Here is a 22,224-nt window from a genome sequence, read left to right as displayed (position 1 = left end):
GGGTACATGCTGCGCTTCTTCCGTGACAATAATATTGTGCTGGATATTACAGAGGAGGACCGCGAGCAGCTGAAGAACAACACCGTGGACTTCATCTCGTTCAGCTATTACAACAGCGGCTGTGCGACAACCGACGAGGACACCATCGAGAAGTCACGGGGTAACGTGCTGAGCATGATACAAAACCCGCTGCTGCCGGTGTCGGAGTGGGGCTGGACAATTGACCCGACGGGAATGCGCATTCTGTTAAACATGCTGTGGGATCGTTATCAGAAGCCGCTGTTCATTGTCGAAAACGGACTGGGTGCCAGAGATATTCTTCAAGACGACTTTACGGTTGACGACAACTACCGTATCGCTTATCTGAATAACCACCTGTACCAGGTCCGGGAAGCTATCGAAGATGGCGTGGATGTGATGGGATACACATCATGGGGCCCCATCGATCTGGTCAGTAACTCCACCGCGGAATTAGGTAAGCGTTACGGCTTTATCTACGTCAATCGCGATGATACGGGACGGGGCGATCTTAAGCGCTACAGAAAAGCGAGCTTCTACTGGTATGCCGATGTTATAAAAAGTAACGGTGAAACGCTGGTGCCAAATATCTGAATATCCGGATTTTGTCATACAGAAACGATGAAGTGAATACGACTTTTATCGCTGAATGACTGTCTGGCCGCCGGATGGCGGCCAGACTTCGTTAATTCACCCAGTCTTCCAGCATCAGGCCCGGCACCCGCTCAAACTCCCGCACATTGTTCGTCACCAGGACGGCGCCGGCCGCGATGGCGTGCCCGGCAATGGCCGTGTCGTTCGGGCCGATCGGCGTCCCGGCGAGGCGCAGCGCCACCCGGATGTCCGTCGTGGCGTCCACCGCGGCGCGGTCCCAGGGCAGGATGGCATCGAGGCGCGCGCAGAACGCATCGACCAGCTGAATATGGCGCGGCGAGGCCTTCGGGCCGGTGGCGCCGAAGCGCATCTCGGCGTACGTCACGGCCGAGACCACGATGCGATCACCGCGCAGCACCGCCTGCTCCAGGCGCTTCAGCACCGCTGCCGGCTGCTCGCGCATGATGAACGAGCAGATGTTCGTGTCGAGCATCCAGGTTTTCTTCATGGCGCAAAGCGTCCTTCATCGCTGACCACATCCTCACGCTCCGCCATAAAGTCCGGATCGGCCCTGTCCAGTTGCGCGAACGAGCCCCATGTCGGCCGGACGGGACGCAGGATGATGCTGTCCCCTTCCCGGACGATCTCGAGCTCGCTCACCCCCTCAAAATCCAGATCGCGGGGCAGGCGGATGGCGCGGTTGTTGCCGTTTTTAAAAATAGATACGGTTCTCATGTTCTTTCTCTCCCGGGTAAGTATGGATATGTGACGCATATCCGGATTGAGGTTCACTGCACCGGGTGTGTGCATATGTTCAGTATAGGCAGATGTTCGGCATATGTATAGATATGGCATATGCAGATGGTGAGTATATGCGTATGCTATACCTATGCAGATGTCATGCATATGGATATCCTTCACATATGCTTTCTTCTCTCTTTTCCCGGTCAGATCCGAAAAATACCAAAGCCGGATCCTTACTGAAAAGCTGATTTAGATTGAGTTGTATTGCTACTGAATGAGGCTTGCCTGGTGGGGTTCCGGTAAATGGTCAAGGTCCGCTATGAGCGAAAAGCGGACGTAATACTTATGTCTGATTTGATAGCAGTAAGTGACGCTTTTTTTGCGGCTGCACACACAGCCGCAACAGATTTATTTAAAACCGAATCCGCGATCTTCAAGCGTAGCGCGAAGGTTCTGGCGTCCGTCCATATAGTCCATGCTTGTTGCTGAGCTTTGTACGGCCTGTTTCCAGGTTTTGTCTTTCATTCCCAGTCCTTCACGAAACGCATGGAACGCTTCTTCATAGCTTTTAACATGTGCGTCAAAGTCAGATGCGTTGTAGCGGTTATGGTGAGCGACCACGCTCTGAGGCAGGCGTGGGCGAATACTTGCGTTGCTTTTCGGATCGGGCCATCCGACAACCAGTCCGCATACAACGTAGCTGTGCGGGGGCAGTTGAATAAGTTCGGCCAGTTCTTTTGCCTTGTTTCGTGTAGCCCCGATATAAACGGTTCCCAGTCCGATTGATTCGGCCGCCACAGTAGCGTTCTGCGAGGCAAGCGAGGCATCCACAGTCGCCATAACAAATGAGTCGAGATATTCATGCACACCCGGATTCAGACCATCCGCCACGGTCATATCATGATTACGCGACAGGTCAGCCACCCATAAAAGTATCGCAGGCGCTTCCTCAATGTAGCCATTAGCCAGACCGCTATCCCCAGCGGACAGCTTTCTTACCTGTGCCTTAAGCTCAGGATCGGTAACCGCTACTACGCTCCATTGCTGTAGATTTGAGGATGTTGAGGCAGACTGTGCGGCTGCCACCAGAGTTTCAAACCAGTATTCAGGCAGAGGTTGCGGCGAAAAGCTTCTGACTGAACGGTGGCAGAGTAACCCTTCTATCTGTTTGTTCCAGATAATATTTTCAGGCCTGTCTTTCTCGCCATAGCGTGCCGCTATCAGCAGTTCTTTCTGAAAATCGTCAGTCATAAATTTTCTCATCGTAAATTGTAATGATCGTTCAAAAATAGGTTAAATAAAAAGGCCTTCTGGCCTTTTACTGAATACTGCCGATAAGCGCTTCAATCGCATGCTGTTGATATTCAGGTTCATGCACGATCCTGCCAAACACCCGGAAGCCAAAGTAGGCACACATGAATGCTTTCGCCATCGACTGAGCCTGACGGCCCCTTTCAAACTCTCCGGTCGTAATACCGGCAGAAAAAAGCGCAACAAACATCCCTTCAAGTTCTTTGATATAGCTGCGACTCAGGCCTTCAACGGTTTTATCTTTAGCCGCTCTTTCGAGAGGAGAAAATATCGCCATACAGCCATTACGCTCAATGTCGCTGAAATCAAGCTCAATGCCTTTTTCAAGCAGAATTCGGAGTCGATCTTTCACGCTTCCGGGCTGGCGGAAAACTTCCTCGTGAAACTCAATGCTGGAGCGGTGATAGCGTCGCAGGGCTTCATGATAAAGATTTTCTTTACTGCCGAAAGCAGCATACAGGCTGCCACGGCCCAGACCTGTGCTGTCAACGAGTTCCTGCGCCGAAGTCGCTTCAAAACCGTTACGCCAGAATGCATCCATGGCTGCCTGTATTACCAGCTGGTCATCAAATTCTCTTGGTCTGCCTGCCATCGCTTACTCCTGCCTCAGAAGTGTTATCACCCTAACAATTATGGAACGGTCAGTCAATAATTAGTAGTATCGTTAAAAGCAGGCAGACGATAACGTCAGCACATTAATTTTTTAACGCGAATTATTCAGGATTTCTGCCTGGCTGGCCTCAATTATTGAAACAAGTTCCTGCAGTTTCACTGCCACAACGCGTCCCAGAGGCGTCAGTGAGTATTCGACATGCGGGGGTATGGTGTCATATGAGTACCGTTTAATCATCCCATCACTCTCAAGAGACTGTAGAGTCTGGGCCAGCATTCTTTCACTTACCCCTTCAATACGCCGTCTTAAGCTGCTGAAACGATGGGTCTCAGATAGCAGGGCGACCATTATCAAAACGCCCCAGCGGCTGCTCAGGTGTTGAAGTACCTGCCTTGACGGGCATCCTGCAGCCATCACATTGCAGGTGATAGCAGGCATCTCTGACGCTGAAGCATTGTCACGAACCTGATCTTTAATTAATGTCATTTAACACTAACCTTTTTGTAAGTACTTACTAAAATAATCTATATCGGTATAGTACCTTTTCAGTTTAAACGTGAGCAACTTTTACCTGATACGGAGAATAAAATGACGATTGCAATCACTGGTGCAACAGGCCATCTTGGCCAGTTAGTTATTGAAAAACTTAAACAAAAAGTTGACGCTTCTGAAATTGTCGCTCTGGTAAGAACCCCTGCGAAAGCAGCTGGCCTGGGTGTAGCTACACGCGAAGCTGATTACACTCGCCAGGATACGCTGGATGTAGCATTGAAAGGAGTTGATACCCTGCTGCTTATCTCCGGCAATGAAATCGGGCAACGTGCGGTGCAGCACGAAAATGTAATCCGTGCTGCTGTAAAAAATGGTGTAAAGCGCATCGTGTATACGAGCTTGCTGCATGCTGACAAGTCACCACTCAACCTGGCACCAGAACACGTCCAGACAGAACAGGCTCTCAAAAACTCGGGGCTGGACTATACAATCCTGCGTAACGGCTGGTATTCAGAAAACTACACGGGTTCTATTGCACCTGCGCTGGGCCTTGGCGCTTTTTATGGCAGTGCTGGCGAAGGCAAAATTTCCTCCGCGCCTCGTGAGGATTACGCAGAAGCCGCTGTAGTGGCGCTGACCGGGCAAGGCCACGAAGGCAAAACCTATGAGCTGGCCGGAGATGAATTCTATACGCTGACTGATTTAGCTGCGGAAATTACGGCTCAGAGCGGCAAAGATATTCCTTACCGTAATATCCCGGAAGCAGATTACGCGGCGGCACTAAAAAATGCAGGCCTGCCTGATGGATTTGCTGAGGCGATTGCGTCATGGGATACGGGTGCCTCTCAGAACGCGTTGTTTGATGACAGCCATGTTCTGTCAAAACTGATTGGCAGAAAAACTACGCCTATCGCAGTAAGCGTTCAGAAAGCGCTTGCCTGACAATGTTGCCCCGTCACTTCGGGGCACCTTTCATCGACAGTCAAAGTCAATTAACTAAGTCTTTTCTTCCAGAATTTTTGAATCTGGATGCCGGTAAAAAATGAGGTTAAAAATGAACCTGAAGCATGACAAAGCTGAGAATGTCATCAGTGATTATATCGAGTCAATTATCCGATGCGATTACGAATTAGCGCGCTCTATATGGAAGGCTGGCGATGACGTCAGTTTCATTCATCCCCGCGGACATGAAAAAGGCTGGGATGAGATTGAGCAAAACTTTTATCGCATGACAATGGATGAAATGTTTTCCAGCCGTTTACTGAAAACCGTAGGTGCGCCTGACATCCGTTACTATGGTGAAAATACGGCCGTAGTAGAGTTTTACTGGGACTTTGTTGCAACCTTTCGTGATAGCGGCGATGAGCTTCATACTACTGGGCGCGAAAGCCAGGTGCTGTTAAAAGGCCCTGACGGAAACTGGAAAATTGCACAGGTTCATTATTCTGGCCCGGCGGTAACAGGCGAAGGTGAAGGATTCTGATGCTGATACAGGGGGGGAAGCTTATCAGGCGTGAACATCATTCCAAGACATTCCCCCCCTGAACTGCGCAATATTTTAAAGGGCATGCGTTTTTGCTGTTCAAAACGTTGCCGGCTACATCCAGGGCTCCAGCCCACAGATGAAGATAATCATTCACCTTTAAAGCGGCCGGGACGTCATAGGCATGATTACCCAGCCTCCATACCGCCCGTGCCCCTGACCTGGCCCCTACCGGTTGATACCCAGCAGCCATAGCAACGCCAGCTTTTGGCACAGAGCAGACGTTAATTACCGAAATGTACACCTGCCTGAAAGAGAGCTTCCCCCATCCTGCTGCGGCGCTATTTTTTTAGCCGCTGAATATCTGTGGTGCGCAGGAGAAACCAGGACGGATGATGGATAACCTCCTGATGATGACGGTGGGCACTCAGCGCGGCCTGCAGAAGACTGGCCGCTCCGGCGGCCAGATTGAGCAATGAAGGCGCCCCCATGTAACCCAGCACAGCCGGCACGGCGAGCAGGGCTGTGTCCTGTATACTCCGCCGCTTCCATGTGGCAAGTTTCTGCTGCAGATCATCCAGCCCTTCATCAGCAATTCGCTCCCGGAAACGCTGCTGCAGCAGGCTGATCTCCGCCGGTCCAGATGCCCGCTCCATTTCAACCGCACAGTCACGCAGCGTGCGTCTGAAGGCTGTTACGCTCGGCTCATAATCGGTGCGGATGCGGAAAATGTCGTGAAGCGACAAGTTCTGCAGAAACGGGAGTTCAACCTCAAGCATTCTGCGTGACAGTCTCCCGGATGCGTCGAGTTTCTGCAGGATTTTGCCCTGCAGCGGACAGCGGGTGACAAGTGAGGCGCCGGCCCGGGCTGACTGACTGATATCAGTCAGCAGCCCGTGATAATGAAAGTAGATACTCCGGTTCATGGCCCCGCGCACCCATCGGTCATACCCTTTACGGCTTTCGTGTTTACCGCGGGTGATCCTTGCCCTGAATCTGCCGTCTTCTTCCACTTCGACTGGCTGCAGCTCCTGGTACATATAGGCATTGGTAAAAGGGCTCTGACAGTCCCGCAGCTCCAGCATGATTTCGTCCGGCAGTGTTTTTTCTGACACGAAGCGGATATGCCCTTCATTGCTGACCCGTCTGACCCCCCGCACCTTCACGCTCCTCTCGTACAGCCGGACCACCTCTGCGGGCATCACGGCGTTAAGGAAATGCCGGTCGGGATTATCCTGCAGGAGCTGCATCTTACGCTCCTGCTCCTGCCGGACTGATTCACAGGGTGTGAAGGCAATAAAGCCGGCCTGGATCAGCAGAAAATTGTCCTTCACAAAACGCACGAACTGCGCCACGCCGGTCCTGATATCTGCCAGCCGATCGGTTGCATTTTAATGTATCAGCCGATCCATCGCTTCCGATGACTCAATGGTAACAAGGCGTAGCACCGCTTCCTCCAGTGTATCGGTCAGGATGATGCGTTCAGCCGACAGCAGGCCGGGGCGATAAAGAGCCAGTTGATCGTGACGGGCAATCCACAGGCTGAGCGGAGAGTCATGCAGGGGATGCCACTCCCCGCGCAGAACACTGACAGCCTGAAGGTAGCTCCTTAACGCACTTCCCAGTGCTTCTGCATCCAGTTCCGTATAGTCTGTAGCCAGAAGGTTGTCATCCCAAAGGATACTCTCACTCAGGGCCGGAAGGTTATTGTACATAAGCCTCTCCTCACAAATCTCCATACAGGCAGCGCAGGCCGTTAAGGGCGTCTGCCAGCTGACCGGTAACCGTGTCACTTGTCATCTGGCTGACCAGCAACTCAAAGGCCTCTGCCGGCATAAAAACCCGCAGCCCGTCGATGCCGAAGAATCCCTCCGGCGTGACGTTTCCCGGCGGGGAGAACATCACGCGCTCACCCTGGTGGCCGTGCGCCAGGGCTTCAGGATGACGGGCGTACAGCGTGAACAGCCCCAGCAGTTCGGAGAAGGCTTCCCACCCGTACGGCACCACGAAGTCCTGGCCGGTGATGAGCAGGTGCAGTCGGGGTGTATTGTACCAGGCGCCCGGGCGCTCGCCGGGATGCTGGCCGTCAATGCGGATATCGAGGCGCAGGGTGCCGGCTTCGATGGTTTGCGTCACGGCCGGGATCACCGGGCGCAGATCCTGCGCCAGCGCTGTCGCTTTCTGTGTGCTCCAGTCCAGCCCGCGCAGGACCAGGGGGAAAATGGCTTTCAGCCGTGGCAGGGTGAAGATTTCCCCCAGCACGGCGTCCGGCACGTCCGCCAGGACAAAACAGTCGCTTTCCAGCGGGCGCAGCAGGTGTTCGGCATACATCTGATCCACCACGGGGCTCAGCGCCGCCAGGAAGGCGTCAAATTCTTCCGTCCAGCTCTCCCCGGCCAGGCGGAAGATCCCTTTAAGGTAATGTCCGTCCACCGGACGGTCGTTCTCAGCCTGCCAGGTCAGCAGGTCCCGGGTGATGTCGAGAAGGGTGCGCAGGGCCGGGAGCGTGGCCACCCTGTTCCGGCCGCACAGAAAGGCTTCCCGGGCATAGGCCAGGATGAAGCGCAGCTCGTCCCGGGAAACGGGCGCGGTGCCGAAGGTCTGGCCGAGAATGATATGCCGGTACAGCTGCCGGACCGTGGCCTCCGGATCGGCAACCAGCTGAAAATACCCGTCGCCGGGCGCGACTGTTTTCAGGCCGTCATCGAGGAAGCGTTCGGCCAGGGCGTTGACCGAAGTATTTTCGCGACCGGCGCGCACTTTCAGCGCCTCGATCAGCTTTTTGTGAAAACGCAGGTTAAGCTGGCTGAGCATCAACGTTCCTTTCATGTTTGTTTTGTTCGCCATGCTAACCTAGCATCAATGAAATGTGTTATTAAATTTATCCTTTGACGCATATGTTTGTGATGAATCTATAACTACGGAAAGTGATGCCGGGATTGCTACGCCTTCTGTTCTCTCTTCTTATTTCTCCTGAGATCCGAAAAAAGGTAGTTCCGGATCTTCAGATATGCCCCCCGAAAATTTCCGTGAAACGAAACGGTTTTATGACCTATATTGAGGAATGACGGGGACTTAACGGCAGTCTTCCACTGGGTATCCGGCCAGGTCCACCCCGGGGTTACTACCGCCGCGCTTATTTCTCCACCGTGGTACACATCCGGAAATCCGTTAATATGCAGAAAGTCGGATCTCAGCGATACGGTCGTCCGGTAATTTAACTGAGTTTCTATATGCCTGCTTATTATCATCATGATAAAAGTTACGGCATAGGAAAATCATACAAGTGACAGACGTGGGGTAGTACACAGCTGACTATGCCGCGCGTCATAATTACCCTAGGTTACTATTACAAAGGAAGATAAATTGCATAAATCATTAGAAGATGTATGGGATTACTTGACTAACCAGCATGGGCATCAGGATTTATGGTTAAGAGAAGATCCGATTCCTCCCAGACACAAAATTTCAGCTGTGTTAATCCGCTATAGCCATATGCCAGTCATTGTCACGGGCACTAAAAGGATGCTCGCGTATAAAGATCTAACTGCAGGTGTCTGGGTATACATTGGTAATCCTCTTTCCCCGCTCGACCAAGAGATTAACTGGCAAACAGAGCCCACAAAAATACCACTAAGTAAGGAGGCCGCCTGGCAGTATTCCCTAACGGGATATTGAGTAAGGTGGGCGGGATTTCTCAGCTACCCTGGTGCAGTCCGGTACAAAGGGTTTAAGGAATTGAGAATGGTACGAATAATGAAAAAGCTTTCCGAAAAAGGGGTCACCCTGGTATTACTAGGCTGTACTTCCTGTGTCGCTGACGCGGCTACGCATGAAGGAATGCAGGGACTTGAGCCAGCAACAACAATGATCAAGAGTACCCAGCCAGTAGCTGATAATCTGCAAAACTGGGTGCCAGTGTTTTCCGCCTTCATTGGTGGTTTGATGGCAATCGCCGGCGGTATCGTAACCCAGTGGTTTATCGCCCGGAAGGAAAAAAATGAAAAGGTACAAAAACTTGCTTCCGACAGAGCATTCATCGGTGCCGGCCTTATCCTCTATCTGAAAGAGTGCCGCTATCAATTTAATCTTGTGGCTTCGGACTCCGGTGAATACAGAAACCAGGCGAATGAAGAAATGGTCCGCATTCCTACACGCCATGCTCAACTCCCTGATATAAGCGATATTGAGGGAGACTGGGCTGTGCTCCCGGGAGAATTGCTTCTCCGCATCCGACAGCTTTCTCTGCGACAACAGTCGACTGAACGCTATCTGGAAGTTGAACGTGATGTCCACGATGACTATCCGGAGAATGCCTCCTACTTCCGTGAAAGGCGTGCAAGGTACAGGCATCTTTCTGAGGAATGTGCTGAGCTGGAAAAAGAAATTAGGGCTCTTTGTGATTTACCGGGAAAGAAGAATGAAAGCAGTGAATGACAGTTCTGAAGCAATCGCTATCTCCGATAATATTGTCGAGCTTCTGGAACTGTGCCAGCAGCTGCAGTCAGAAAAGGATGGCCGGGAACGGCCGGCGCCGGGAGCATATTCCCGCGATGAGGATGAATTTGCCGATCGCATCCGTTCCGCATGCGGGCACGCCCTGCAGCTGCGCCGGCTGCTTCCGGTAGCGACGACCCTCAGCGCCATCGGCGCCGAGATGGAACGCCGGGGAGAAATCAGTGTGCTCCCGGGCGAGGATTACGCGCAGAAAGCACTGGCACGACTTACAGAGCAATACCTGTCCGACAGGGACAACAAGCAATGATGCCGGCAATACCAGGCCAGGGCGTTTCCTTTTCGGCCACGCAGCTGCCGGTGGCCATCGACTATCCTGCCGCACTGGCCCTGCGCCAGATGGCGCTCGTTCAGGACGAACTGCCGAAATACCTGCTGGCGCCGGAAGTGAGCGCCCTGCTCCACTACGTGCCCGATCTTCACCGCAAGATGCTGCTGGCCACCCTGTGGAACACCGGCGCCCGTATTAACGAAGCACTGGCCCTGACAAGGGGAGATTTTTCGCTGGCACCGCCCTACCCGTTCGTGCAGCTGGCCACGCTCAAACAGCGCACCGAGAAGGCAGCCAGAACGGCCGGCCGTGCTCCGGCCGGTAGCCAGCCTCATCGTATCGTTCCGCTTTCTGATGCTAACTATGCCGGTCAGCTGGAGATGATGGTGGCCACGCTTAAAATACCCCTTGAACGACGTAACAAGCGAAGCGGAAGAACCGAGAAAGCGCGTATCTGGGAGATCACCGACCGGACGGTCCGCACCTGGATCGGCGAAGCGGTGGAAGCCGCGGCGGCAGACGGGGTGACATTCTCCGTGCCGGTTACACCGCATACATTCCGCCACAGCTATGCCATGCACATGCGGTATGCCGGCATACCGCTGAAGGTGCTCCAGAGTTTAATGGGACATAAGAGCATCAGCTCGACGGAGGTGTATACGAAGGTGTTTGCGCTCGATGTCGCAGCAAGACACAGGGTACAGTTTTCAATGGCAGAGGCTGATGCTGTTGCAATGCTGAAAACCAGATAACTAAATTTGCAAACGTTTACAGACAGTTGTAACGAAACCCACTTATTCGATAATAAATTAATCTTGCGTTACGTGAAAACTGACAGGGTACAAGGCCGGAATTCACGTAGCACACTTTACTTCTTCTTTATTATTTACCTTCTCGTTCCGATCCTGTCCATCCTGGCATTACCCCATTTCACCAGAACGCATTTCACTGTTGCCGATAGCCCATGGGGTCGACTTTCCGACCGCGGTCTCACTCAGAAGGATGGCCATCTTAACCGGCGCTCCCTGGCGTTCCTCCTCGCCTCCGAAGTGAAAGCCCTGCTCATCTATATGCCGGATCTTCGCCATTACATACTGTTCTCCACTTTCTGGAACACCGGTGTGCGGATCGGTGAATCCCGGACGCTGACCCCGGAATCCTTTGATCTTGACGGGTTAAGACCCTTTGTGAAAGTACCGGACTCAGGGCATCCAGCCTAACGCACAATATTGACTGAGTGATGAAGGGACACATATTGCAGTGAAGATGTTCAGTAGACTGCCCGCTATTACACACACCGCAGTCAATATCAATACCCCGGGAGGCGTATCCGCATATTGCAGTTAAGGCAGGCAAAACCTAAACGGGATGATGAATCCGTATAAATTGACTGTGGTATGCAGAGCGCATACCACAGTCAACACATCCTAAAATGGCATACCTCAGTCATTTTCCGATTTCACGCTGCTGAGCGCTTTTGCCAGTTTCTGAGGATCAATACCTGCAGCCTTCAGGGCTTTAATCACTTCGTCATAGTTCTGCTCAGGTACTTCCTCTTCCGGCTCACGGGGAACAACGACCTTGCTACTAATGAGTTTCGGATTACGGTAATGCACGCTGAAGTAGGTGGCCCGGCCGCGTTTGAATTCGGTGTAATCCAGATAGCCGATATCCTTCAACTGCGCCATAGCTTTGCGCACCGTGTGGTTCTGCGTGTAGATGTTAGACGTCAGATTGAGTCTGTCACGCATACGTTTCATGGATATGGGAGCCGGATTCTGTGGCAGGCTTTCGATGTAGGTATAGAGTGCCTGCGCAGACTCCTTGCGCTGCAGGGCATCGATGGCCTTCAGACGCAACAGAACCCGCCTGTCCATCTGATAAAGCTCAAAGAGCTTGGGCTCTGCCCTGATCTCCACGACATCGGCAGTGATGTCATAATAGGCAGACTGAACCAGGTGTGTGGTCCACCCTTTCGTTTCACTCTGAAACTTGAGGGTCACGGACGCAAGCTTGAACAGAGAGTTGCTGATCCTGTCGCGCATTTTTTTGTTAGAGCGTCGGGAGTCAAAACCACACATTTTAACGAACTCAACAAAAGACAGCTTAAGCGTGTCATCCTTGACGCCAAAATCATACATTGAACGGATGATCCCGAGCCAGACTTTGAAGTCAGTATCCATATCAAGGCGCGATCCGGTGATCCTGACATCGGTGTACCCCTCACTACGGGCAATGGACAGCTGTACGAGCTCCTCAGTCGCATCCGTGACGTTTTTGCGGTTAGTCTTACTCCTGGAGGTCGATTTCAGGGTAGGAACGAAAAGACCAAGTCTCATGAGCGCTACAGGCTGAACAGTACTGGCGCTGTTGACATCCAGCTTAACAACTTCGCCCGTTGTCTTGTTGACCTCCTGAAGATTCAGGGGTAACTCATTATTTTCCATAGCCATTCTATTAACCCGCAGTTATCCACAAAGGAAAGTATATATGCATATCACAGTCAACGGAAATACATACCCCAGTTAATACAATCGCATACCGCAATAGGTGATCCCGCACACAACAGTCAACATACCACACACCGCAGTTAATGAAGACAGCATCCAGGCCCAGGCGCAACGGGGCATTGAACGATCCGGGGATCTCTTTTTGATCTCAAGATGATCTCCTTAAGGATCAATTACTGGATCGAAGTATGGAATAACTGTCAGCGTCCTGTACACATGGCGACTGACATTACAAAAAACGAATTCAGGTACAACAATGAGATAATTCAGTAGCCCGAAAGATAATAATATTGACTGCGATATGCAGGAAAATGCATTCCATTGCACTCCCCTTACCCTAATCAGTTACATACCACAGTCAATAATCTGCATACTTTAGTGAAGTATTCATACTTCAGACCACCGGTGACCCTTGTCAGCTGTGGAGCGTCACCAGATCCTTCAAGTGTGCAGTAATTCCGCTTCCTCGACGCATGCGCCTGTGCGCACGCTTTCTGCGGCGAGCGGATGATATTTACTAAGGTGTGAAGGCTGGCATCTCAGGGTCATGTTGAAATGAATATGGTTGTATTCCGATCAGCTTTGCAATTTTTGATGTGGTTTGCAATTTTAATGTTGCTTTGCAACTTTCATCAAGATTTAATAGCTTAATGCAAAGCTGAAGACAAGGAACATATAATGGGACTGATGGACACGCTTGACCAGTGCATAGCGGCCGGTCATGAAATGACGAAAGCTATCGCGATTGCTCAGTTTAATGATGACAGCCCGGAGGCCAGGAAAATCACCCGGCGCTGGCGTGTGGGTGAAGCCGCCGATCTGATTGGCGTTTCTTCTCAGGCGATCCGCGATGCAGAAAAAGCTGGACGCCTTCCCCATCCTGATATGGAAATGCGTGGACGTGTGGAGCAACGGGTGGGCTACACCATTGAGCAAATTAACCACATGCGGGATGTATTTGGCACCCGTCTGCGCCGTCCTGATGACAGCGTTCCGCCCGTTATCGCAGTAGCAGCACATAAAGGAGGGGTCTATAAGACATCCGTATCTGTCCATCTGGCACAGGATCTGGCGCTGAAAGGGCTGCGGGTCCTTCTTGTTGAAGGGAACGATCCTCAGGGCACTGCCTCCATGTACCACGGCTGGGTTCCTGATTTGCATATCCATGCCGAAGATACACTGCTGCCTTTTTATCTGGGTGAGCGCGATGATGCTGCCTATGCCGTCAAGCCCACCTGCTGGCCGGGTCTCGACATCATTCCGTCATGCCTGGCCCTGCACCGCATTGAGACAGAGCTCATGGGAAGGTTTGACGACGGGAAACTGCCGACAGAACCTCACATGATGCTTCGTCTGGCCATCGAAACGGTGGCTCATGATTATGATGTCATTGTTATCGACAGTGCACCAAACCTCGGTATTGGTACCATCAATGTCGTCTGTGCTGCGGATGTGCTCATCGTGCCAACACCCGCAGAGTTATTCGATTACACCTCTGCCCTTCAGTTTTTTGACATGCTGCGCGATCTTTTAAAAAACGTGGACCTGCAGGGTTTTGAACCTGACGTCAGAATTCTTCTGACCAAGTACAGCAATAACAATGGCTCACAGTCACCCTGGATGGAAGAACAGATCCGCGATGCCTGGGGAAGCATGGTACTGAAAAACGTAGTTCGCGAGACCGACGAAGTCGGTAAAGGTCAGATCCGTATGAGAACGGTGTTTGAGCAGGCTATCGATCAGCGCTCATCTACAGGAGCCTGGCGAAATGCGCTGTCTATCTGGGAGCCTGTCTGTAATGAAATTTTTGATCGTCTGATTAAACCTCGCTGGGAGATCAGATAATGAAACGTGCACCGGTTATTCCAAAACATACCGTAAAAGATATCCGCCCCGAAACTGATCCGTCAGCGGCACCCGCTGCACCGATGGTTGATTCATTAATTGCACGGGTGGGAGCCATGGCCCGCGGGAATACCATTCTGCTTCCGGTTTGTGGCCGGGAAGTGAAATTTATTCTCGAAGCCATCCCGGGCGAGAGCGTTGAAACGGCATCAAGGGTCTGGTCAGGTAATGAACGTGACCAGGAGCTACTGACCGAAGACGCGCTTGATGATCTGATCCCCTCTTTCCTCCTGAGTGGTCAGCAGACGCCTGCGTTCGGACGACGGGTAGAAGGAGGTGTCATCGAGATTGCAGATGGCAGTCGTCGTCGGAAAGCAGCCATACTGACATCATCGGATTATCGCGTTCTTGTGGGCGATCTCGATGACGAACAGATGATGTCGTTATCCAGGCTGGGTAATGATTACCGCCCAGTCAGTGCTTATGAACGGGGCAAGCGCTATGCACTACGGCTGGAAAATGAATTTAGCGGCAATGTCTCCGCCCTGGCAGACGCCGAGAATATTTCCCGTAAAATTATCACGCGCTGCATAAACACGGCTCTGTTACCAAAATCCGTGGTTGCCCTCTTTACTCATCCCGGTGAACTTTCTGCCCGTTCCGGTGAGGCTCTGTATAAGGCATTCTCGGGAAAAGAAGCTTTACTATTGCAACAGACACAGCAGCTTCATGAGCAAAAGAAAGCGGGGGTTATATTTGAACCCGAGGAAGTTATCGGTTTACTAACAGATATACTTAAAGAGCCATCCGGTAAAAAAGTTAATCTCAGTACCCGTCACCAGTTTGTACCTGGAGCTACAGCTCTTTACAAAGGCGATAGGGTCATTTTTAATCTCGACAAATCACGCTTGCCTGCCGAGTGTATCGAGAAGATAGAAAGCATACTTCGCGACTTACAAAAAGTTTAGCCTGTTTAATGATACAAGCGAGCGTTATCATTAATTTCCAATATCCTTAATGCGTTACATGCTGCTTCGGAATATATACATCCGGAGCAGCTATTCTCTGCACTCTAGCCCAGTGTTGTTAAAAAGGTCTGTTTTCTTCTCTCAACCTGATTGTTACCATAATCTAAAATCTAGTTCCTGCTACTTTTTCTTAACTAGTTCCACGGTTCCCCCTCAACCTGCATATCAGAACACAGACGGTAGCCCATCCCGGAATACTGATTCCACACACCAGATTAACTGGGACCATGGTCACACCTCCTACTTGCGTTTCAGAACTCATCCGTCAACCCCGCCCGGAATGTTGATTCCACACACCGGATTAAACTGGGACCACGGTCCCACCTCCTACTTGCGTGGCAGAACTCACCCGTCAAACCCCACTGGGAATATCGATTCCACACACCGGATTAAACTGGGACCACGGTCCCACCTCCTACTTGCGTGGCAGAACTCACCCGTCAAACCCCACTGGGAATATCGATTCCACACGCCGGATTTAACTGGGACCATGGTCCCACTCTGTTCAGTTGTTTCTATCACAATACCGATTTTGAGATTGTTACAGTTATTCCTGTTTTCGGTGCGTAAGAAGATTATGTTCGTTTTGTTCCCCTGGTGCTTCCTCGCTCACTCGCGGGCTTCGCCCTGTCGTTCGGCTGCGGCGAGCACTACTGGCTCTCTCTGAAAAGCAGAATTTATCTGATCCTCGCAACGGGAATATCTTTCCAGCGGGTGGTGTACGCAGGGGAGAGCATATCGCGTTTCATTTGCCATGCAGGCGCAATCCCTCGTCCGGCAAACCAGACCTGTCCCAGACCGGAATGATTAATGCCATCGAGAACCTTCATCAGCTCAGCGCTGTGAGGACGTGGCGGACGTTCGTCGAACAGCTGCAGCTGCGAGACGCCGGAGCCGGTGAAGTCATTCAGCATCACACCGGCTTTGGCATACCGGTGCCCGTCCTTCCAGATTCGCCCCAAAGCCGTTGTGGCGGCCGCAATGATGTCCCGGGTGTCCTGAGTGGGGGTAAGCAGTTTCTCCGTGGCCACGTTCCCGTAGTAAGGCTCTTTAACGGCGAACGGAGACGTTTTGATGAATACGGAAATATGCCGGCAGTACTGGCGCTCTTTACGCAGCTTTTCTGAGGCCCACTCTGCGTACTGACAGACCGCCTGGCGGAGCGAATCGTATTCAGTGACCTTCTCACCAAAGCTGCGGCTGCAGACAATCTGCTGCTTTGTTGGCGGTGCTTCCTCAAGCGACATGCAGCTTTCCCCGTTCAGTTCGCGCACTGTTCGCTCGAGAACGACGGAGAAATTTTTGCGGATGAAGGCCGGGTTCGTCAGGGCCAGATCGAGTGCGGTCTTAATGCCCAGTACATTGAGCTTGCGTGCAATACGGTTTCCCACGCCCCAGATCTCTTCCACCGGCTGCAGTGAAAGCAGTTTCCGCGTTCGCTGAGGATTCCCCCGGGTCAGAGCGAGCACGCCACGAAACTGTTTCCACTCCTTTGAGGCCCACTGGGCTGATTTTGCCAGGGTTTTCGTCGGTCCGGCGCCCACGTCAATGGTCAGACGGGTACAGTCATACACGTGCTGTCGCAGCTGCCGGCCGAAGTCCTCCAGGTCAATGCAGTGCTCCACACCGTTCAGATCGAGGAACATCTCGTCAATCGAATACTGTTCCACCCTCGGAGCCAGCTCCTCCAGGCAGCTCATCACGCGCGCCGACATCGAGGCATAAAGTTCATAGTTGCTTGAGAACGCGTATATTTTTTCCGGATACCTTTCGTTTTTCATCTGAAACCACGGCGTGCCCATTCTGATCCAGGGCTTTGCCTCGGCACTTCTTGCGATTACGCAGCCATCGTTGTTACTGAGCACTACTACCGGCTTTCCTTTCAAATCCGGGCGGAAAACACGTTCGCAGCTGGCATAAAAGCTGTTCACATCGGCTAGGGCAAACATCAGTACATCTCCCTCGGGCGGTGGATTATGTGCGTGACGACACCAAAGATATCCAGATCGTCCGGGTCGGGATAAATCGGCGACCAGGCGGCGTTCATGGGCTGCAGGGTCAGTCGTGGCGTCAGCAGCAGCCGTTTGACCGTAAACTCCCCCTGCACGCTGGCCACAACAATATCGCCATGCCGGGGCTTCTCGGCACAGTCCACAACCAGCAGATCGCCATTGTACAGGCTGCCGTCGGCCATGCTGTCTCCGCTGGCGCGAAGGTAGTAAGTCGCGCTCGGATGCCGAATGCAGTAATCATGGAGATCCAGATCGGATTCGACATAGTCAGCTGCAGGGCTGGGAAAACCGCAGCTGGCCAGGTCTGCAAACAACGGATGGACCTGTGGCGGGAGTACTTTCCCGGTGCTGAAAAGCTGCAGTTTCATCTTTCCTCCTGACGTCTAAATATACTGGTTATACATACAGTATATTTAACAGCGTGAGGATAATCCAGATCGCCTGCGCCATGAACAGAGTGAGTAACCTAAGCTACTCAAAATGTTCAATAATATCATTTTGATTATTTTATGTTACTCATAATGAGAAATAAGGCTTTTATTTTTCCATTTTGCTCTTATAATATGTATCAAATTGAGTGTAATTGACGGAGCATAATGGTGAATATTTACTGCGATGATGGTTCAACTAATGTTAAGCTGGCATGGTTTGAAGGAAACGAGCTGCAGACCCGGGTTTCTGCTAACTCCTTCCGGCATGGCTGGAAAGTGGCGGAATTCAGTGCTGCAACGTTCAACTATCAGGTGGGCACGCTGAAATACACCTGGGACAGCGTCAGCCGGGATGCCATCCCGACAACAAACGTGGAATATCAGTACGGTGATCTCAACCTGCTGGCCGTGCATCATGCGCTGCTGAACAGCGGACTTGAGCCGCAGCCGGTGAGCCTGACCGTGACGCTGCCCCTGAGCGAGTATTATGACGGGGACTGCCAGCGGAACGAGGAGAATATCCGACGCAAACGGGAAAACCTGATGCGTGAGCTGGTTCTGAATAAGGGCAGGGCATTTACCGTAACGGACGTGAAGGTGATGCCGGAATCACTGCCGGCGGCGTTCTCCCGTCTCGCGGAGCTGAAGCCCGGACCCGCTGAGACCACCCTGATTATCGATCTCGGCGGAACCACGCTCGATGCCGGCGTGATTGTCGGACAGTTTGATGATATCAGTGCGGTACACGGCAATCCGTCTGTCGGCGTGTCACAGGTCACCCGCGCAGCTGCAGGCGCGCTGCGGGCTGCAGACAGCGAAACCAGCGCGCTTATTGCTGACACGGTCATCCGCAACCGCAATGATCGTCAGTATCTGCAGCGAGTGATCAACGATGCCGGAAAAATTGACGATGTTCTGAACAAAATTACAGAGGCAATCACTTCCCTGGGGGCGCGTGTCACCAGTGAGCTGACGGCCTTCAGAAACGTTAACCGGGTATTCCTGGTCGGGGGAGGGGCATCCCTCATTGAAGAGGCTATCCGTCAGGCCTGGCCTCTGGCTCCTGACCGTATCGAGGTTATCGGCGATCCGCAGCTGGCGCTGGCCAGAGAGATTGCCCTTTACAATAAAGAGGACTAAACGTGCCGGACGGCCAGTATTCTTTCTATCTGCACAGCGACGATCGCACCGACATCGCGGCGATGGCGACCATCAGCACCATCTCACAGCCCCTGCGTGGTGACTTCATCCGGACCGCCGCCACCGCCGGGGCGGTGATGTACCAGACGGATGCACGTTTACCGGCGCTGATCCCGGTGTTCTTTGACGGGCATCTGAGCGCCATCCGGCTTTGTGCCGTGATGGCGCTGGTATCCGGCACCTGGTCTTCACTCTCGGGACTTCCTGATGAGCCTGATGGTGGCGTGGCGGCTCTGGCCATGTCACCGGAGACGGAATACCAGCGCCGGCGTTACACCCTGACGCTTAAGGATGACCGGAGCAGTGAACGGGTTGAGCGTGTGCTGACGGGCGTGTCATCCCGCCTGCGCGGAGAGCTGCTGAGAAACCTGATTATCACCGGTCTGGCCCTGCATACGACCGCACCGGAGCTGCCGCGTCTGCTGGCCAGTATGCCGGTACCGCCCGGCACGGTCAGCGAGCTGCAGGTTCTGGTTCAGCAGATGGCTGGTACGGCTGACGTGAGTATGGCTGCAGTGCCGGAGAAACCAGCAGAGCCTGCCGCACCGGTATCCGCTGAAGCGACCAGGATAAAGAAAAATATGCGCCGGGCATTCGGAGACTAGAACATGTCAGTGATTAAACAAAAAGCAGAGCAGTGCATTCATAACTTTCTGCGCGCCCGGAACGTGCCTGAATCTCAGTGGCCGGAACGGGTAAAAAAGATCGGCAGGGGAATGATACTGGCAGGTGTTGCCGTCGTGGTTCCCGGTGTTCTGGTTGATAATATCTCCCTGCCGGTGACAATTGCGATGCAGGTCTGCTACGCCTCGCTGATCGGCCTCGGTGTTCTCCTGGCGTTTGACGATAAAAAGCCGAAGAACCGATCCTGAGCAGGAACATCATTCAGAATGGTAACCAGACAGCCCGGGCGGGACTGATGCAAAAGGTTAAGAGAACGGGGCTGACGCTGGCGGAGGCCAGCGAGCTGTTGAACTGTCAGGAAATAAAGGAGATGAACAACAATGAGGAGGACAAATGAAGTGTAATACTGCAATTTTGTTTGTGGCGCTCACACTGGCAATACCCGGTGCGGTGAATGCCGCAGCCACAGTGGCGGTTCTTGACCAGATGGCCACGAAAAAGCAAAAGGAACGTGAAGACCAGCTCGAAGCCGTGGAACGTGATGCTTTAGCACAGCCAGATGCATGGAAAGCATATCTACAGGTGTCTGACGCAGTGCCTGCTGATGCCCCCATCATGCTGCAAAACCGCTACCGCAGCCTCGCCATTTCACTGGCACTGAAGGCTGCAATGGCCTGTTCGTCAGACGCTCTCAAGCTTCTCGAGCGTAACGACGTAATTGAGTTTCGCGTACTCCGATCATCGTTAGTCTCAGCCTGCAAAACAGCTAAATAAGTTTCGTGCCAGCTGCCCACTTCCAGATTCCAATGTTCGGCTGGCATTCTCTCAATCCTGTAACCCTCTGTCCTGCATTGTCCTCTTCAGGACAAAAAAAAACGGCAGGGTGACATCTCATCCCTGCCGTCAAAACTAATCGCTTAATTTTTCTGCGATTATAATGTATTGTTTTGTGATGTAAATCACATTTTAATTTAATGTGAACTTTTCCCTCCGCTTTATATCTCCCGTAAGAAATTACCCGCCGTGCCTTCACGCTAACCCGGCCGCTGCGGTCGCAAGGGTTCACGTTGTCTCCGTCCTTGTATGATCAGTATGACAATGAGAAACGTATACACTCATTGTGATTTACCTGATGTTGCAGCACGTTCTTCGTCCAGGGATATGAGCCCGAGGGTGAGCACCATTGCGCAACATCAGTCTCAGTATTAGCCCGAACAATTGCCTGGGCGTATAACGAGCCCGTATCTGCAAGGCAGGGAGAACTGAATATGAGTGATAAAACCATTGTTGGTATAGATGTAGCCAAGAACACTCTGGAAGTGTTTATCGACACTACCGGGCAGTTGCTACATCTGGAAAATTCAGCTTCGGGAGTTCATGAATTACAGAAAGCACTAAGCGGGCTTACTGTAGCTGGAGTCGTCATGGAAGCTACAAGTCGGTATCATTGTACTGCTGAATTAATGCTAAGTGCATCGGGTTTGCCAGTCGCTGTAATTAATCCTCGTCAGATAAAAAACTTTGCCAGAGCCATGGGTAGGGTGGCAAAGAGTGACCCAATCGACGCGAGAATTATCTGCGAATATGGTCGGCGCATGACCCCGCAATTCAGGCCGATAAAAAGCGAGCAGCAACAGGATTTGGCCATACTGTTGATGCGTCGGCGTCAGCTGGTTCAGAACCGTGTAATGGAAACCAACCGTCTCAAGGAACTATGTGGTGTTTATATTGAGCAGGGAATCATGCGGCATATCAAATGGCTTGACGCTGAGATTGATATTCTGGATGCCGAGATTAAGCTACGGCTACGCCAGGATGATACTTTGGCTATGAAACGTAAGCTGCTTGATAAGGTAAAAGGTATAGGGCCAATAACACAGGCCACTCTTTTGATACAACTTCCGGAACTCGGCTCGCTTACGCGTCGACAGGTTTCAGCGCTGGTTGGGGTTTGTCCTTATGACAGGGACAGCGGACAACTCAGGGGAAAGAGGGCGATCTGGGGAGGGAGGTCAGGTCTGCGCGCGACTCTCTTTATGGCTATGCTTTCAGCAGTGCGTTTCAACCCCCAAATCAGGGCTTTTTACACTCGATTACTTGCAAGGGGAAAGCCCAAAAAGGTGGCTCTTACTGCTTGTATAAGAAAATTTATCACTATACTCAATGCAATGTTTCGGGATCAAAAAGACTGGATTTATGAGGGCGCTAACGGTCTAAACACTTAGTTATAAAATTTCTTACACTCGCCTGAGTCAGAACGATTTTATCAGGGGGATCCCTGAAAGTCCGCTTTGTGCCAGACTCGGAACTTGCTTATATCGTGCTATGTTAGTTTGTCGAGAGCATGTTATCCATTCCTCGCTCAAAGCGAACCATCCAGGATCCTTAGGGTGTTTTATTTTTTACATTAGACCCCAGCCGACGGTTCCGAAATGCCGCTTCTGGTGAGTCGGCTAAGCTTATTGGCCTGCCGGTTACTGCAGTCGTGCTGAAACACTGGCAACGGCGGGGGGGGGGGGGGGGGGGGGCGTAA

Annotated in this window: 24 protein-coding genes and 1 pseudogene; 14 read left to right on the top strand and 11 right to left on the bottom strand. The window is 52.1% G+C overall.

The features are described from left to right. Positions 1-612, top strand: a 612-nt coding sequence (locus A6013_RS23450) for a family 1 glycosylhydrolase (protein ID WP_139128241.1), incomplete at its 5' end; no start/stop codon positions are given. A gap of 91 nt (positions 613-703) precedes the next feature. Here the strand turns inward: A6013_RS23450 and A6013_RS23445 are convergent. The 5 genes from A6013_RS23445 to A6013_RS23425 all read right to left on the bottom strand — a co-directional run bounded on the left by A6013_RS23445 (position 704) and on the right by A6013_RS23425 (position 3,718). After that, complete coding sequence (locus A6013_RS23445; protein WP_023345587.1) at positions 704-1,120, bottom strand: type II toxin-antitoxin system VapC family toxin; 417 nt, start codon at positions 1,118-1,120, stop codon at positions 704-706. Beyond that, complete coding sequence (gene vapB, locus A6013_RS23440) at positions 1,117-1,347, bottom strand: type II toxin-antitoxin system VapB family antitoxin (protein ID WP_023345588.1); 231 nt, start codon at positions 1,345-1,347, stop codon at positions 1,117-1,119. The genes A6013_RS23445 and vapB overlap by 4 nt, the downstream gene beginning before the upstream one ends. A gap of 417 nt (positions 1,348-1,764) precedes the next feature. Continuing rightward, on the bottom strand, positions 1,765-2,607 hold the full coding sequence (locus tag A6013_RS23435) for a nitroreductase family protein (protein WP_048265003.1): 843 nt from the start codon (positions 2,605-2,607) through the stop codon (positions 1,765-1,767). 67 nt (positions 2,608-2,674) lie between these two features. After that, positions 2,675-3,259, bottom strand: a complete 585-nt coding sequence (locus A6013_RS23430; RefSeq protein WP_023345591.1) for a TetR/AcrR family transcriptional regulator — start codon at positions 3,257-3,259, stop codon at positions 2,675-2,677. A 111-nt stretch (positions 3,260-3,370) separates the two neighbouring features. After that, entirely contained in the window at positions 3,371-3,718 is a 348-nt protein-coding gene (locus tag A6013_RS23425; protein WP_032638146.1) for a helix-turn-helix domain-containing protein, read from the bottom strand. 150 nt (positions 3,719-3,868) lie between these two features. Between A6013_RS23425 and A6013_RS23420 the strand changes: the two genes are divergently transcribed. Together A6013_RS23420 and A6013_RS23415 are read left to right on the top strand one after the other, a co-directional pair. Further along, a complete protein-coding gene (locus tag A6013_RS23420; protein WP_023345593.1) occupies positions 3,869-4,714 on the top strand; it encodes an SDR family oxidoreductase in 846 nt (281 codons plus the stop codon). Positions 4,715-4,826: 112 nt separating this feature from the next. Continuing rightward, positions 4,827-5,255 carry a nuclear transport factor 2 family protein gene (locus tag A6013_RS23415; protein WP_023345594.1) on the top strand — a complete coding sequence of 143 codons (429 nt, stop codon included), beginning with the start codon at positions 4,827-4,829 and terminating at the stop codon, positions 5,253-5,255. Between the two features lie 341 nt (positions 5,256-5,596). On the opposite strand, the gene A6013_RS23410 is transcribed toward A6013_RS23415, so the two are convergent. The 3 genes from A6013_RS23410 to A6013_RS23405 are packed head-to-tail and all read right to left on the bottom strand — an operon-like array spanning position 5,597 to position 8,069. After that, positions 5,597-6,610 (bottom strand): hypothetical protein, encoded by a 1,014-nt coding sequence (locus tag A6013_RS23410; protein ID WP_248225975.1) that lies wholly within the window; start codon positions 6,608-6,610, stop codon positions 5,597-5,599. Between the two features lie 36 nt (positions 6,611-6,646). Beyond that, positions 6,647-6,970: a hypothetical protein gene (locus A6013_RS27650; protein ID WP_254677893.1), complete on the bottom strand. Its 324-nt coding sequence runs from the start codon at positions 6,968-6,970 to the stop codon at positions 6,647-6,649. 10 nt (positions 6,971-6,980) lie between these two features. Next, the gene (locus A6013_RS23405; RefSeq protein WP_069733837.1) at positions 6,981-8,069 is read right to left on the bottom strand and encodes a transcriptional regulator; all 1,089 of its coding nucleotides are present in this window, start codon (positions 8,067-8,069) and stop codon (positions 6,981-6,983) included. A gap of 942 nt (positions 8,070-9,011) precedes the next feature. On the opposite strand from A6013_RS23405, the gene A6013_RS23400 reads away from it, so the two are divergent. The 4 genes and pseudogenes from A6013_RS23400 to A6013_RS25595 all read left to right on the top strand — a co-directional run. Further along, positions 9,012-9,692 carry a hypothetical protein gene (locus A6013_RS23400; protein WP_136486986.1) on the top strand — a complete coding sequence of 227 codons (681 nt, stop codon included), beginning with the start codon at positions 9,012-9,014 and terminating at the stop codon, positions 9,690-9,692. After that, positions 9,676-10,020: a hypothetical protein gene (locus tag A6013_RS23395; protein ID WP_023345601.1), complete on the top strand. Its 345-nt coding sequence runs from the start codon at positions 9,676-9,678 to the stop codon at positions 10,018-10,020. Before A6013_RS23400 ends, A6013_RS23395 begins: the two co-directional genes overlap by 17 nt. Then, positions 10,017-10,793, top strand: a complete 777-nt coding sequence (locus A6013_RS23390; RefSeq protein WP_069733835.1) for a site-specific integrase — start codon at positions 10,017-10,019, stop codon at positions 10,791-10,793. Before A6013_RS23395 ends, A6013_RS23390 begins: the two co-directional genes overlap by 4 nt. A gap of 175 nt (positions 10,794-10,968) precedes the next feature. Next, a pseudogene (locus A6013_RS25595) lies at positions 10,969-11,237 on the top strand (site-specific integrase); the annotation flags it as partial. Positions 11,238-11,483: 246 nt separating this feature from the next. On the opposite strand, the gene A6013_RS23385 reads toward A6013_RS25595, so the two are convergent. Further along, on the bottom strand, positions 11,484-12,494 hold the full coding sequence (locus tag A6013_RS23385; RefSeq protein ID WP_023345604.1) for a RepB family plasmid replication initiator protein: 1,011 nt from the start codon (positions 12,492-12,494) through the stop codon (positions 11,484-11,486). Positions 12,495-13,229: 735 nt separating this feature from the next. Here A6013_RS23385 and sopA point away from each other — a divergent pair. Both sopA and A6013_RS23375 read left to right on the top strand, forming a co-directional pair. Then, positions 13,230-14,396 (top strand): plasmid-partitioning protein SopA, encoded by a 1,167-nt coding sequence (sopA, locus tag A6013_RS23380; protein ID WP_023345605.1) that lies wholly within the window; start codon positions 13,230-13,232, stop codon positions 14,394-14,396. Continuing rightward, positions 14,396-15,364 (top strand): ParB/RepB/Spo0J family plasmid partition protein, encoded by a 969-nt coding sequence (locus A6013_RS23375; RefSeq protein ID WP_023345606.1) that lies wholly within the window; start codon positions 14,396-14,398, stop codon positions 15,362-15,364. The genes sopA and A6013_RS23375 overlap by 1 nt, the downstream gene beginning before the upstream one ends. Before the next feature lie 737 nt (positions 15,365-16,101). Here A6013_RS23375 and A6013_RS23370 read toward each other — a convergent pair. Both A6013_RS23370 and umuD read right to left on the bottom strand, forming a co-directional pair. Next, positions 16,102-17,373: a Y-family DNA polymerase gene (locus tag A6013_RS23370; RefSeq protein ID WP_023345608.1), complete on the bottom strand. Its 1,272-nt coding sequence runs from the start codon at positions 17,371-17,373 to the stop codon at positions 16,102-16,104. Next, positions 17,373-17,804, bottom strand: a complete 432-nt coding sequence (umuD, locus tag A6013_RS23365) for a translesion error-prone DNA polymerase V autoproteolytic subunit (protein WP_023345609.1) — start codon at positions 17,802-17,804, stop codon at positions 17,373-17,375. Before umuD ends, A6013_RS23370 begins: the two co-directional genes overlap by 1 nt. A 231-nt stretch (positions 17,805-18,035) precedes the next feature. Here umuD and parM point away from each other — a divergent pair, with 231 nt between their 5' ends. The 5 genes from parM to A6013_RS23335 all read left to right on the top strand — a co-directional run bounded on the left by parM (position 18,036) and on the right by A6013_RS23335 (position 21,916). Beyond that, positions 18,036-19,007: a plasmid segregation protein ParM domain-containing protein gene (parM, locus tag A6013_RS23360; protein WP_080336844.1), complete on the top strand. Its 972-nt coding sequence runs from the start codon at positions 18,036-18,038 to the stop codon at positions 19,005-19,007. A 2-nt stretch (positions 19,008-19,009) separates the two neighbouring features. Continuing rightward, a complete protein-coding gene (locus A6013_RS23355) occupies positions 19,010-19,672 on the top strand; it encodes a plasmid partitioning/stability family protein (protein ID WP_023345611.1) in 663 nt (220 codons plus the stop codon). A 3-nt stretch (positions 19,673-19,675) separates the two neighbouring features. After that, entirely contained in the window at positions 19,676-19,939 is a 264-nt protein-coding gene (locus A6013_RS23350; protein ID WP_023345612.1) for a hypothetical protein, read from the top strand. A 145-nt stretch (positions 19,940-20,084) separates the two neighbouring features. Further along, positions 20,085-20,465: a hypothetical protein gene (locus tag A6013_RS23345; RefSeq protein WP_023345614.1), complete on the top strand. Its 381-nt coding sequence runs from the start codon at positions 20,085-20,087 to the stop codon at positions 20,463-20,465. A 494-nt stretch (positions 20,466-20,959) separates the two neighbouring features. After that, positions 20,960-21,916, top strand: coding sequence for an IS110 family transposase (locus tag A6013_RS23335; RefSeq protein WP_045334581.1), 957 nt, complete (start codon positions 20,960-20,962; stop codon positions 21,914-21,916). The last annotated feature ends 308 nt before the right edge of the window (positions 21,917-22,224 follow it).

The organism is Enterobacter sp. IF2SW-B1 (assembly GCF_001743375.1).
GTDB classification, from domain to species: Bacteria; Pseudomonadota; Gammaproteobacteria; order Enterobacterales; family Enterobacteriaceae; genus Enterobacter; species Enterobacter bugandensis.
This window is presented reverse-complemented; position numbering and strand designations above follow the sequence as displayed.